Raw genomic sequence first — 15,150 nt, 5'->3', positions numbered from 1 at the left:
TACCCGCCTCTCGGCGGAGTCGGGCGCCCCGGTCTCCTGACGCTGCCCTCGCCGTGGTGCGGACGGGGCCGAGTGACCCAACAGGCCTGGTGGCGGGGCAAGTCGGCGGGCCGGAGCGAAGTGCCTCGGCGTCGACGGTCGAACCTTCCGTCCGGCCTGGCCGGAACGTTATGGTCCGTGGTGTTGCCAACTACCACAGTGGCCACAGAAGGAGCGTGCCTGCATGGCTGTCCCGGGGAACCCGTCCGCCTCTCTGGCCACATCAGACATGACTGCCGCTCAGGCCGCAGTTGCCTCTCGGGCCACGGCCCTCTCCGGGGCCACGGCGGACACGACCGTCGCGGCCCGGTTCGAGCAGTGGGCGGACGCCACCCCGGACGCGGCCGCCGTGGTCGGCGGGACCGGCACACCCCTGTCGTACGGCGAGTTGGACACGGCGGCCAACCGGCTCGCCCAGGTCCTGCGCGCGCACGGAGTCGGCCAGGAGTCCGTCGTCGCCGTGGCGCTGCCGCGCTCGGCCGCGTACGTCGTCACCGTCCTCGCCGTCCTCAAGGCCGGAGGGCTCTACCTCCCTCTTGACACCGAACACCCCGGCGAGCGCCTCCGGTTCCTCCTCGACGACGCGGCCCCCGCCCTCCTCGTCACCGACGCCCGCACCACGGCCGACCTGCCCGAACACGGCACGCCCCGCCTCGTCCTGGACGCGCCCGGCACGGCGGCGGACCTCGCCGCGGCCTCCGTGGCACGGCCCGCGCGCCGCACGCGGCCGGACCAGCTCGCGCACGTGATGTACACCTCCGGCTCCACGGGCCTGCCCAAGGGCGTCGCCCTCACCCACCGGGGCGTCGTGGGCCTCGCCGCCGACCCCGCCTTCGCGGCCGGGCACCACGAGCGGCTCCTGATGCACAACACCGTGGCCTTCGACGCCTCCACGTACGACCTGTGGATACCGCTCCTCGGCGGTGGCACCGTCGTGCTCGCCCCGCCCGGACGCATCGACGCGCGCGTGCTCGCGGCGGCCGTCGCCGACCACGGCGTGACCATGGTGGTCCTGACCGCGGCGCTGTTCGCGCTGATCGCCGACGACGACCCGACGGCCTTCGCCGGGCTGCGCGAGGTGTGCGCCGCCGGGGAGGCCCTGTCCCCGGCCGCGGTGACGCGCGTCCTGCGCGCCTGCCCCGGCCTGACCGTGGTGAACGGGTACGGGCCCACCGAGGCGACCGTCGCCACCACCTTCCACCCCATGACCGCGGCCGACCACCTCGGCGACGTGGTGCCGATCGGCCGGCCGCTGGTCGCCCTGCGCGCGCACGTCCTGGACGCGGCGCTCGCCCCGGTGCCGGACGGCGAGCCCGGCGAGCTGTACCTGGAGGGCGAGGGCCTGGCCCGCGGCTACGCGGGGCGCCACGCCCTGACCGCCGAACGCTTCGTGGCCTGCCCCTTCGGCGACCGCCCCGGCAGCCGCATGTACCGCACGGGTGACCTGGTCTCCCGCGCGCCCGACGGCTGTTACACCTTCCACGGCCGCACCGACGACCAGGTCAAGATCCGCGGCTTCCGGATCGAGCCCGGCGAGATCGAGGCCGCCCTCGGCCGGCACCCCGGAGTGGCCCGCGCCGCGGTCGTCCTGCGGGAGGACCGCGCGGGCGAACGGCACCTGGTGGCGTACGTCGTGCCGGAGCCCGACCGGGCGGACGAGGAAGAGGGGCCGAGCCTTCGCGCGGAGTCCGGGCCGGGAATCGTCGAGGCGTGGGAGCGGGTCTACGACGAGGTCTACGCCGCCCCCGACACGGCCTGGGGCGAGGACTTCACCGGCTGGAACTCCCGCGCCACGGGCGAGCCCATCGACGTGGCCGAGATGCGGGAGTGGCGGGCCGCGGCGGTGCGACGCATCATGTCCTGGGAGCCGCGCCGGATCCTTGAAATCGGCGCCGGATCCGGCCTGTTGGCGTCCCGCCTGCTGCCCCGCGTCGAGGAGTACTGGGCCACGGACCTCTCCGCCCGTGCCGTCGACCGCCTGGCCCGCGAGGCCGAGCGGGCCGGGTTCGGGGACCGGACCACGCTGCGCCACCAGAGCGCCGACGACGTGCGCGGCCTGCCGGAGGGCCACTTCGACACGGTGGTCCTCAACTCCGTCGCCCAGTACTTCCCGGGTGCCGCCTATCTGGACCGGGTCCTCGCCGGGGCCTTCGCGCTGCTCGCGCCGGGCGGGCGGATCGTGGTCGGGGACGTACGCAACGCGGACACGCTGCCGCTGTTCCACGCCGGGGCGCGGCACGCCCAGGAACCGGACGGTCCGGGCGCCGAGCCGTCGGCGGTGCGGGTGGCCGTGGCCCGCGCGATCCTCACCGATCCCGAACTCGCCCTGCACCCCGACTGGTTCGCCCGCTGGGCCGAGCGCCACGGCGCCGCGGGAGTGGACGTCCGCCTCAAGGACGGCGCCGCCCACAACGAGCTGACCCGCCACCGCTACGAAGTCGTTCTGCACAAGCCCGGCGTGACCACCGAGGACGTCAGCGGTGCCCCCGTGCTGGAGTGGGGCCGACACGTCACCGATCTGCGCGCGGTCGAGCAGCGGGTGCGCGAAGGCGACGGGCGCGTCCTGCGCGTGACCGGTGTCCCCAACGCACGCCTGCGCGACGAGGCCGCCCTGGCTGTCGGTGCCCGCCTCCTTCCACGGCGGTCCGCGGCTGACGCGGTGCCGGGCCCGCAGCGGGCTGTGCCGGCTCCGCAGGGGTCGACGTCGGACCCGCAGCAGACGGCACGGGATCCGCAGCAGAAGGCGCTGGACCCGCAGCAGACGGCACGGGATCCGCAGCACATGGCGCTGGACCCGCAGCACACGGCGTTGGACCCGCAACAGCTTGCCGACTGGGCCGCGGATCGGGGCTGGAGCGCCGCGGTGACCTGGTCGCGTACCGGCGACTGCTTCGACGCGCTGGTCTTCACCGACGGCACGGCCGAAGGCCGCGCCCTCACCGGCACCTACCTCCCGTCCGGCCGTCCCGACGCGGCGGCGACCAACGCCCCGGCCGCCGCCGCCCGGATCAACGCCCTGGCCGGATCGCTCCGCGACCACCTCAAGGAGCGGCTGCCCGCCCACCTCGTCCCCGCTGCCGTCCTGGCCGTCGCCGAGCTGCCCCTGAACGCCAACGGCAAGCTGGACCGGCGCGCCCTGCCCGCACCGGACTTCGCCGCCCAGTCCACCGGCCGCGCCCCGCGCACGCCCCGCGAGGCGCTGCTGTGCGGCTTGTTCGCCGAGGTCCTCGGCCTGGAGCGGGTCGGCGTCGACGACGACTTCTTCGCCCTGGGCGGCCACTCGCTGCTCGCGACGAAGCTCATCAGCCGTCTGCGCGCGAGACTCGGGACCGAGGTCGAGCTGCGCACCGTCTTCGCCCACCCCACCGCCGCCGGACTGGCCCCGCACCTGGACGGTTCCGCCCGCGCCCGCACCCCGCTCACCCCGGGCGCCGAGCGGCCCGAGCGGCTGCCGTTGTCGCCCGCCCAGCGGCGCCTGTGGTTCCTCCAGCAGTACGAGGCCTCGCCCACGTACAACATGCCGTTCGTCCTCCACCTGACCGGCGCGCTCGACGTCGGGGCGCTGGAGTCGGCCCTGCACGACGTCATCGCCCGGCACGAGACGCTGCGCACGGTGTTCCCCCAGGCCGACGGCGAGCCGTACCAGCACGTCCTGGACGCCGACGAGGTCGGCCGGAGCCACCGGGTCACGCTCACGGCGCGGCAGGTGGACGGCGAGGCCGCGCTGGCGGACTGCCTCACCGCGGCCGCCCGCAGCGCGTTCGACCTGGCGGCGGACATCCCCGTGCAGGCGCGGCTGTTCCGCACCGGCGCCGACGCGCACGTCCTCGCCCTGGTGATCCACCACATCGCCGGGGACGGCTGGTCCCTGGCCCCGCTGGCCCGCGACCTGACCGCCGCCTACCGCGCCCGGGCGGCGCACACCGCGCCCGACTGGGCGCCGCTGCCCGTGAGTTACGCGGACTACACGCTGTGGCAGCGCGAGCTGCTCGGCGACGAGACGGACCCGCAGAGCCTGTTCGGCGAGCAGTACGCCTACTGGGCCGAGCAGCTCGCCGGGCTGCCGGAGACAACGACCCTCCCCGGCGACCGACCGCGCCCGGCCGATCTCGACTACAGCGGCGACGTGCTCCGCCGCGCCTTCCCGCCCGAACTGCACCGAGGTGTCGTCGAGTTGGCGCGCTCCGCCGACGCGACGCCGTTCATGGTGCTGCAGGCCACCATGGCCGCCCTGTTGACCCGGCTCGGCGCGGGGGAGGACATCGCGGTCGGCAGCGGCATCGCGGGCCGCACCGACGAGAATCTCAAGGACCTCGTCGGCCTGTTCGTGAACACCCTGGTGCTGCGCACCGACACCTCCGGCGACCCCACCTTCGCCGACCTCCTCGCCCAGGTCCGCGAGACCAGCCTCGCCGCCTACACGCACCAGGACATCCCCTTCGACGCCCTGGTGGAGAAGCTCAACCCGCAGCGCTCCACCTCCCACCACCCGCTGTTCCAGATCGCGTTGGTGCTCCAGAACAACGAGGAAGCCGTCTACGAGCTGCCCGGCCTGCGCGCCGACGTCGACGACCGGGGCACCGGCACGGCCCGCTACGACGTGATGCTCAGCCTGACGGAGACGTTCACGGAGACCTCCGGGGGCGGCACCGGCCCCGGAGGCATCGCCCTGACGGCCGAGTACTCCACCGAGCTGTACGACGCGGCGACGATCGAGACCCTGATCACCCGCTGGGAGCGCCTGCTCACCGCGGCCGTCGCCGACCCCGATCGGCACATCGGCGAGGTCGACCTGCTCACCGCCGCCGAGCACCGCGACCTGACCGCGCTCACTTTCGAGCCCGCCGTCGAGCAGGCCACGTTCCCCGAGCTGTTCGCGGCCCGGGTGCGGCAGGACCCGGACGCCCTCGCCGTGGAGTCCGACGAAGCCGTGTGGTCGTACGCGGAGTTGGACGCGCGGGCCAACCGGATCGCGCACTGGCTGCTCGGCCGGGGCGTCGGGCCCGAGAGCCTGGTGGCCCTGGCCATGCCGCGCCGTGCCGACCAGGTCGCGCTCGCGCTCGGCGTGCTGAAGGCGGGCGCGGCCCACCTTCCCCTCGACCTGGAGTATCCGGCGGACCGGATCACGTACATGGTCAAGGACGCGGCTCCGGCGGTGATCCTGACGACGCGGGACGCCCTCGGCGAGCTGCCGCCGGGTCTGCCCGTGGACGTGCTCGCCGTCGACACTGAGGAAGTCGAGGCCGCCTGGCGGCAGGCCCCGGACCGCGCGCCGCGCGTTGCCCTCGCTCCGGCCCACCCGGCGTACGTGATCTACACGTCCGGCTCGACGGGCCGCCCCAAGGGCGTGACCGTCACCCACGCCGGTCTGGCCGCGCTCAGTGCCACCATCCGTGAGCGCCTGGCCGTCGAACCCGCCTCCCGCGTCCTGCAGGTGGCCTCGCCGAGCTTCGACGCGGCGTTCTGGGAGCTGGTGCAGTCCCTGACCAGCGGGGCGGCGCTCGTGGTGCCCCGGCAGCGGCGCCTGGTCGGAGACGACCTGCACCAGGTCCTCGCGGAGCGGGCGATCACCCATGTGACGCTGCCGCCGAGCGTCGTCGCCACCCTGCCCGATGAGGCCCCGCAGACGCTCGGCGCGCTGCGGGTGCTGACCGTCGCGGGCGAGTCCTGTCCGCCGGGGCTCGCCGCGCGGTGGAGCGCGGGGCGGCGGTTCGTCAATGCCTACGGCCCGACCGAGACCACCGTCTGCGCCACCATGAGCGCGCCCCTCACGGGCGCCGCGGCCCCCATCGGCACCGCCGTGGCCGACGCCCGGGTCCGCGTGCTCGACGACCGCCTCGCCCCGGTGCCGCCCGGCGCCCCCGGCGAGGCCTATGTCACGGGCCCCTCCCTGGCCCGCGGCTACCACGACCGCACCGGCCTGACCGCCGCACGCTTCGTCGCCGACCCCTACGGCCCGCCCGGAGCCCGCATGTACCGCACCGGCGACCTCGTACGGCAGCTTCCCGACGGCCAGTTGACGTACCTCGGCCGCGCCGACGACCAGGTCAAGATCCACGGCATGCGCATCGAACCCGGCGAGATCGAGGCGGTCCTCGCCGACCACCCGTCCGTGGCGCGGGCGGTCGTCACGGTGCACGCGGCAGACGACGACAAGCGCCTGGTGGCGTACGTCGTGCCGGACCTGGACGGCGCCCAGCAGGTGGCGGAGGCCGAGCGGCAGGTCGACGAATGGGAGCAGATCTACGACGACGTCTACTCGGCGCCCACCACGCAGTGGGGCGAGGACTTCACCGGCTGGAACTCCAGCTACACCGGTGAGCCGATCGACCTGGACGAGATACGCGACTGGCGGGACGCCGCGGTGCGGCAGATCACCTGTTGGCGGCCGGACCGGGTGCTCGAACTGGGCGTGGGCGCGGGGCTGCTGATGGCGCACGTCCTGCCGCACGTCGAGGAGTACTGGGCGACCGACCTGTCCTCGCAGGTGATCGGGCGGCTGACGCGGGAGGTGGCCGACGCCGGGTTCGCGGACAAGGTCACGCTGCGCCATCAGCACGCGGACGACGTGAGCGGGCTTCCGGTGGACCACTTCGAGCTGGTGGTCCTGAACTCGGTGATCCAGTACTTCCCGCACACCGCGTATCTGGACCAGGTCCTCGCCCAGGCCTTCACGCTGCTGAAGCCGGGCGGGCGCATCCTGGTGGGCGACGTGCGCAACGCCGGGTCGCTGCACCTGTTCGCCTCCGGGGTGCACGACACCCAGAACGCCAAGCACCAGGCCGTCGCGCCGTCGGCGGCGCGGGCCGCCATCGCGCGGGCCATGCTCACCGAGCCCGAACTGGTCCTCGACCCGGAGTGGTTCCACCAGTGGGCCGCCCGCCACGGCGCGGCGGGCGTCGACATCCGCCTGAAGACCGGCGCGGCGCACAACGAACTCACCCGCCACCGCTACGAGGTCGTCCTGCACAAGCCCGGCACCCCCGTCGAGGACGTCAGCGACGCCCCGACCGTCACCTGGGGCCACCAGGTCACCGACCTGCGGGGCCTGGAAGCCCTCGTGCGCGCACAGGACGGGCACGCGCTGCGCGTGACCGGGATCCCCAACGCCCGCGTCGTCGGCGAGGTCGCCCTGGCCGTCGACGCCGAGCTGATGGAGGCCCCGGCCGGGCACCCGGCGCTGGATCCGGAGCAGGTGCGGGGCTGGGCCGAGGCGCTCGGCTGGAGCGCCTTGTCGACCTGGGCGGACGCGGGCGACCGGTTCGAGGCGCTGATCCTCACCGACGCCCCCGTGACCGGCCGCGCCCTGACCGGCGTGTACCTGCCCTCCGGGCGGGGGGACAAGCGGCTGGCCAGTGACCCGGCCGCGGCGACCCAGATCGGCGTGCTGGTCGGCTCGCTGCGCGGCTACCTGCAAGAGCGCCTGCCCGCGCACCTGGTGCCCGCCTCCGTGGTGGCGATCGCCGCTGTGCCGCTGAGCGCCAACGGCAAGCTGGACCGGCGGGCCCTGCCCGCGCCGGACTTCGCCCCGCAGGCGGGCAGCCGCGAGCCCCGCACGCTCCAGGAAGAGCTGCTGTGTGACCTTTTCGCCGACATCCTCGACGTCGAACGCGTCGGCATCGACGACGACTTCTTCGCCCTCGGCGGCCACTCGCTCCTCGCCACGAAGCTGATCAGCCGCATCCGTGCCGCCCTCGGCGCGGAGGTCGAGCTGCGGGTGTTCTTCGCGCACCCCAGCGTGGCCGCGCTCGTCCCGCACCTGGCGGACGGCGCGCGCACCCGGGCCCCGCTGACCCGCCTCGACGGACGCCCCGAACGCCCGCCGCTCTCCTTCGCCCAGCAACGCCTCTGGTTCCTCCACCAGTTCGAGGGCCCCTCGCCCACGTACAACATGGCGTTCGTCCTCCGCCTGGACGGTGAACTGGACGTCCAGGCACTGGAGTCGGCGCTGCACGACGTGATCGCCCGGCACGAGACCCTGCGCACCGTGTTCCCAGAGGGCGAGGACGGCAGGCCGTACCAGCACGTGCTCGCGCCGGAGAAGGCGCGGCCGCCGCTGACGGTGCGGGCGGTGCCCGGCGCCGATGAACTCGACCGTGCCGTCACCGCCGGAGCCCGCCACGTCTTCGACCTGGCGGCCGACGTCCCCGTGCACCCGAGCCTGTTCCGCACGGGTGACGACGCCCACGTCCTGGCCCTGGTGATCCACCACATCGCCGGGGACGGCTGGTCCATGGCGCCGCTGGCCCGTGATCTCGCCACGGCCTACACGGCCCGCAGCGCGGGCGGCGCGCCCGACTGGGCGCCGCTGCCGGTGAGTTACGCGGACTACGCGCTGTGGCAGCGCGAGCTGCTCGGCGAACCCGCCGACCCCGAGAGCCTGTTCAGCGAGCAGAGCGCCTACTGGGCGGACCAGCTCGCCGGGCTGCCCGAGACGACGACCCTCCCCGGCGACCGCCCGCGCCCGGCCGCCCTCACCTACACCGGCGAACTGCTCACCTCCTCCTTCGGCCCCGAACTCCACCGGGGCATCGTCGAGTTGGCGCGCTCCGCCGACGCCACGCCGTTCATGGTGCTGCAGGCCACCATGGCCGCCCTGCTGACCCGGCTCGGCGCGGGGGAGGACATCGCGGTCGGCAGCGGCATCGCGGGCCGCACCGACGAGAACCTGCAGGACCTCGTCGGCCTGTTCGTGAACACCCTCGTGCTGCGCACCGACACCTCCGGCGACCCCACCTTCGCCGAACTGCTCACCCAGGTCCGCACGTCGAGCCTCGCCGCATACACCCACCAGGACGTCCCCTTCGAGGCCCTGGTGGAGAAGCTCAACCCGGAGCGGTCCACCTCCCACCACCCCCTGTTCCAGATCGCGTTGGTCCTCCAGAACAACGAGGAGGGCCGCTTCGCACTGCCCGGCCTCCGCGTCGGCGTCGAGTACGCGAGCACCGGCACGGCCCGCTACGACCTGCTGTTCAGCCTCAACGAGACCTTCGAGGACCGGCGGCCCACGGGCATCCAGGTCGGCGTGGAGTACTCCACCGAACTGTTCGACGCGGCCACCGTCGAGACCCTGATCGCCCGCTGGGAACGGCTCCTCACCACCGCTGTCACCCATCCCTCGCACCGCATCAGCTACGCCGACCTGCTCACCGGTCAGGAGCGCGGCGAACTCCTCGCCGCCGAACGGGTGCAGGCCCCGCTCCAGGTCGAGCAGGCCACGTTCCCGGAGCTGTTCGCGGCCCGGGTGCGGCAGGACCCGGACGCCCTCGCCGTGGAGTCCGACGAAGCCGTGTGGTCGTACGCGGAGTTGGACGCGCGGGCCAACCGGATCGCGCACTGGCTGCTCGGCCGGGGCGTCGGCGTCGAGAGCCTGGTGGGCGTGGCCATGCCGCGCTGCGCGGACCAGGTCGCCGTGGCCCTCGGCGTGCTGAAGGCGGGGGCCGCCTACCTTCCCCTCGACCTGGAGTATCCGGCCGACCGGATCGCGTACATGGTCGAGGACGCGGCCCCGGCAGCGATCCTGACCACCGCGGACTGCCTCGCGGAGCTGCCGCAGGGGCTCCCCGTGGACGTGCTCGCCGTCGACGGCGAGGAGACCCGGACGGCCTGGGGACAGGCCCCGGACACCGAGCCGAAGGTCCCGGTCGCGCTGGCCCACCCGGCGTACGTGATCTACACGTCCGGCTCGACGGGCCGCCCCAAGGGCGTGACCGTCACCCACGCCGGTCTGGCCGCGCTGAGCGCCACGAAGCGCGAGCGGCTCGCGATCGAGCCCTGCTCGCGCATCCTGCAGGTGGCGTCGCCGAGCTTCGACGCCGCGTTCGTCGAGCTGGTGCAGGCCTTCACCACCGGGGCCGCCCTGATCGTGCCGCGCCAGCGGCGCCTCGTGGGCGACGAGCTGTTCCAGACGCTCGCGGAGCGCAACGTCTCGCACGCGACGCTGCCGCCGAGCGTCGTCGCCACCCTCCCGGAGACGGCCCCGAAGACCCTGACCTCACTGAAGGCGCTGACCGTCGCGGGCGAGGCCTGCCCGCCGGGCCTCGTCACCGCGTGGGCGCCGGGCCGGTGCTTCGTCAACGCCTACGGCCCGACCGAGACCACCGTCTGCGCCACGCTCAGCGCCCCGCTGACGACCGGCCCCGCCCCCATCGGCACGGCGGCCCTCGACGTCCGGGTCCGCGTCCTCGACGAACGCCTCGCCCCCGCCCCCCAGGGCACCCCGGGCGAGCTGTACGTGGCCGGGCCCAGCCTGGCGCGCGGCTACCGCAACCGCCCCGCCCTCACCGCCGAGCGGTTCGTCGCCGACCCGTACGGCCCGCCCGGCGCCCGGATGTACCGCACCGGCGACCTCGTACGCCGCCTGCCCGACGGCCAGTTGGAGTACCTGGGCCGAGGCGACGACCAGATCAAGGTCCGCGGCCTGCGCATCGAGCCCGCCGAGATCGAAGCCGTCCTCACCCGGCACCCCGGCGTCGCCCGCGCCGTCGTCGTGGTGCGCGCGAACCGGGGGACGGCGCAGCTCGTCGGCTACGTCGTGCCCACCGCCGGCGGGGTGCGGGTCAAGGAGCTCCGCCGGTACGCCGCCGCGCGGCTGCCCGAGTTCATGGTGCCCACCGCGTTCGTCCTCCTCGACGCGCTGCCCCTGACCCCCAACGGCAAGCTCGACAAGGCCGCCCTGCCCCGGCCGGACAGCGCCGAAGGCACCGCCTACCGCGAGCCCGGCACCGCGACCGAACGGCTCCTGGCCGCCGCCTTCGCGGCCGTCCTCGGCCTCGAACGCGTCGGTGTGGACGACGACTTCTTCGCCATCGGCGGCGACAGCATCCGCTCCGTCCAGGTCGTCTCCCGCGCCCGCACGCACGGCATCGCCCTGACGACCCGGCAGGTCTTCGAACACCGCACCGTCGCCCACCTCGCGGCGATCGCGACCGAACCGGCAGAGACCGGAGAGGCCGGGACCGTCGCCCCCGAACCCGAGCGTGCCGACGGGCCACTGGTCGCGGTGGAGCCGGGCGACCGCGAGGCATGGCAGCGGGCCTATCCCGGCCTCGCCGACGTCTGGCCCGTGACGGCGGCACAGTCCGGGCTGCTCTTCGAGAGCAGCCTCGCCGACGTCTCGTACGACGCCTACCACGTGCACTTCGTGCTGCGCCTCGGCGGCGCCGTCGACGCCGAGCGGATGCGGACCGCGGCCCAGGCGCTGCTGGACCGGCACGCCGCCCTGCGCACCGCCTTCACGACCGGCGCGGCGGGCGAACAGGTCCAGCTCGTCGTCGAGGGCGTACCACTGCCCTGGCACGTCGTGGACCTGCGCGGCCTCGACACCGCCGACGTTGAAACCGCCGTCGAAGGGCTCATCGCCGCGGACCGCGCCGCCCCCTTCGACCCCGCGGAGCCGCCGCTGCTGCGGATGACGCTGGCCCACACCGGCCCGGAGCGCGCCGAGTTGCTGCTCTCCGCCCACCACGTCCTGTTCGACGGCTGGTCCATGCCGCTGCTCGTGTCGGACCTGCTGCACCTGTACGCAGCCGACGGCGACGCCGCGGGGCTGCCGACCGTCCGCCCGTACCGGGACTTCCTCGGCTGGCTGGCGGGGCAGGACCAGGAGGCGGCCGCACGCGCCTGGGCGCGCGAACTCGACGGGATCAGCGAGCCGACGCTCCTGGCCGGGCCCGCCCCGGCCACCGCCGTCGAGCGGAGCGACCCCGGCCACGTGGAACTGCGCGTGCCGCCCCGCACGCTGCGCGCACTCCAGGACCGGGCGGCCGACCTCGGCCTCACCCTCAACACGCTCCTGCAGGGCGCCTGGGGACTGCTCCTCGGCCGGCTCACCGGACGCCAGGACGTGCTGTTCGGCACCACCGTCTCCGGGCGGCCGCCGCAGGTTCCGGGCGTCGGCGAGATGGTCGGCCTGTTCGTCAACGGCCTTCCCGTACGGGTGCGGTACGCGCCCCAGGACACGCTCGCGCAGGTCCTCACCGCGCTCCAGGAGCGCCAGGCCGTCCTCCTGGACCACCATCACCACGGCCTCAGCGACATCCAGAAGCGGACCGGGCTCGGCACCCTCTTCGACACGATGCTCGTCTTCGAGTCCATACCGGTCGACCGGCCCCGACTCGCCTCCGCGCTCGCGGCGGCCGGGGTCAACGTCACCGGCACCCGGGCGATCTCCGGCACCCACTACCCGCTGACCGTGATCGCGGAGCCGGACCTGCGGATGGACTTCCAGTACCGCGACGGCACCTTCGACCGGGCCGCCGTCGAAGCGATCACCGCCCGCCTCGCCCGCATCCTCGACCAGATCGCCGCCGACCCGGACACCCCGCTCGCCCGCCTCGACCTCCTGCTCGACGCCGAACGCGAGCTGCTGCTCGACCGGGCGAACGGCACCGCCGTCGACGTACCGGACTGGACCGTCCCCCGACTCGTGGCCGAGCGCGCCGCCGAGTGCCCGCACGCCACCGCCGTGACCGGGGGCGAGGTCTCCCTGACGTACGCCGAACTGGGCGCGCGGACCCGGCGGCTCGCCCGCGAACTCGTCGCCCGGGGCGCGGGCCCCGAGACCGTGGTGGGCCTGGCCCTGCCCCGCACCACGGACCTCGTCGTCGGCATGCTCGCCGTCCTGGAGGCGGGCGCGGCCTATCTGCCCATCGACCCCGCCTACCCCAGTGCCCGCCTCGCCCACATCCTGGCCGACGGCCGCTGCGCCCTCGTCCTGACCAGCACCGCCACCGCCCACGTACTCCCCCCTGACGACGACGTCCCCCACCTGTGCGTCGAGGACGTCGACTTCGCCGCACCCGGGCCGGACGTGGCGTCCGAGGTGACGCGGCCCGACAACGCCGCGTACGTGATGTACACGTCCGGCTCCACCGGCACCCCCAAGGGCGTCACGCTCACGCACCGTGCCCTCGTCAACGGCGCGCTGCGCCTGGCCGACGCCACCGGGGTCACCGCCGACACCCGCACCCTGGCCGCGACGTCCGTCAACTTCGACGTGTCCGTCTTCGAGATCCTCACCACCCTCGCCGCGGGCGGCACCGTCGAGGTCGTCCGCGACGTCCTCACGGTCGGCGAGCGCGGCGGCTGGAGCGGCGGCCTCCTCAGCGCCGTGCCGTCGGTCCTGGCGGAACTCCTCGACCAGCTCGACGACGGGGCGCTGCGCGCCGACTCCGTCGTCCTGGCCGGAGAGGCGCTGCCCGCCGCGCTCGTCCAGCGGGTGCGCCGGGCGGTGCCGGGTGCGCGCGTCGTCAACGCGTACGGGCAGACCGAGTCGTTCTACGCGACGACGTTCACGGCGGAGGGGCGAGTTGCCGAGAAGCGTCTTTCCGGGCGCGGGCCTGCCGCCGAACGCCCCACCAGCGAGGGCGCTGCCGAGGAACGCCGCACCGGCCTTGGAGAGGAACGCCCCACCGGCGAGGCCCTTGCCGACGAGCGACCGGCGGACACGGGCGCCACGCCCATCGGCACCCCGCTCGGCAACATGCGCGCCCACGTCCTCAGCCCCGCCCTCACGCCGCTGCCGCCCGGCGCGATCGGCGAACTGTACGTGGCGGGCCACGTCGCCCGCGGCTACCACGGCCGGGCCGCCCTGACCGCGGAGCGGTTCGTAGCCGACCCCTACGGGCCGCCCGGTGCCCGCATGTACCGCACCGGCGACCTCGCCCGCTGGACCCCCGACGGGCAACTCGTGTACGCGGGCCGCGCCGACGACCAGACCAAGATCCGCGGCATCCGCGTCGAGCCCGCCGAGATCGAGGCGGCCCTCACCCAGCACCCGAGCGTCGCCCAGGCCGCCGTCGTGGTCAGCGCGGAGCACGGCGCTCCGCACCTGCTCGCCTGCGTGGTCCCCGTCGACCTGGCCGTGGGCGGGCCGTCCGACGGGCAGTTGCGCGCGTTCCTCGGCGAGCGCCTGCCGACGTACCTCGTGCCCTCGCTCTTCCTGACCCTGGATCGGCTCCCGCTCGCCCCGAACGGCAAGCTCGACCGTGCCGCCCTCGTCGAGCGGGCGCACGCCGAAGGGCCCGTCCAGGTCAACCGCGCCAACCCGCGCGACCACGCCGAATGGGCCCTCTACCAACTGTGGCGGCGGCTCCTGCTCACCGCCGATATCGGCATCCGGGACAGCTTCTTCGACGTCGGCGGCACCTCCATCTCGGCCATCAAGCTCTCCCACGCCATCCGCGAGGAACTCGGCGCGGAGGTCTCGGTCCGCGACGTCCTGCTCCACCCGACCATCGAGGAGCAGGCCGAACGGCTGCGCGGCGGTGCCTCCGGCGCCCCGCCCAGCGACCTCATCTCCTTCCGCGCGGGCGACGGCCACGCGCGCGTGCTCTGCGTCCACCCGGCGGGCGGCACCGCGTTCTGCTACCTCTCGCTGGCCAAGGAACTCCCCGACACCGTCGGCGTGTACGGCATCCAGTCGCCCGGCCTGCACCCCGGCGAGTCGTTCCTGCCGACGGTCGAGGAGATGGCCGAGGCGTACGAGAAGCTGGCCGAGCCGCTCCTCGACGGCGCCCCGCTGGTCGTGGTGGGGCTGTCGTTCGGCGGCCTGGTCGCCCACGAGCTGGGCCGCCGCCTCGCCGCCGCGGGCCACACCCGCCTGAGCGTCGTGCTCCTCGACGCGCCCGGCACGGAGGACACCGAAGCGCGCGCCGCCGTCGGCCCGGTCGGCATGGCGGACTTCCGCGACAAGCTCGTCAAGTTCAACGGCATGTACCCCGGCATCGAGGACGACCAGATCGAGCGGTACTTCGACGTCTACAACAACAACCGGGGCGCCATCGCCGCCTACGCCCCGCCGCCTACCCCGGCCAGGACCGTCTTCGTGCAGGCCGCCGAGGAGGAGGCGCCCGAGGCCTACCGCAAGGAGGTACGGGAGTTCTGGGGACGGCGCGCGGGCGGCGGCTACCTCGTCGAGCCACTGCCCTGCGACCACTGGGAGATGCTGGAGAGCGACGAGGTGCGGCAGGTGGCGGCACTCGTACGGTCCGAGCTGGGCCTTGCTCGCGGGGGCGAGGAGGGGGAGTAGCAGCGGGGAGCAGGGGAGCAGGGGAGCAGGGGAGCAGGGGAGCAGGGGAGCAGGGGAGCAGGGGGGGGCAGGGGGGCGGA

General features: G+C 74.5%; 1 protein-coding gene. It reads left to right on the top strand.

The window, feature by feature from the left end; all coding sequences use genetic code 11:
* Positions 1-268: 268 nt before the first annotated feature.
* Complete coding sequence (locus ACZ6BG_RS30230) at positions 269-15,070, top strand: amino acid adenylation domain-containing protein (RefSeq protein WP_469007402.1); 14,802 nt, start codon at positions 269-271, stop codon at positions 15,068-15,070.
* Positions 15,071-15,150: the final 80 nt, after the last annotated feature.

This window comes from Streptomyces sp. NPDC041205 (genome assembly GCF_055591765.1).
This window is presented reverse-complemented; position numbering and strand designations above follow the sequence as displayed.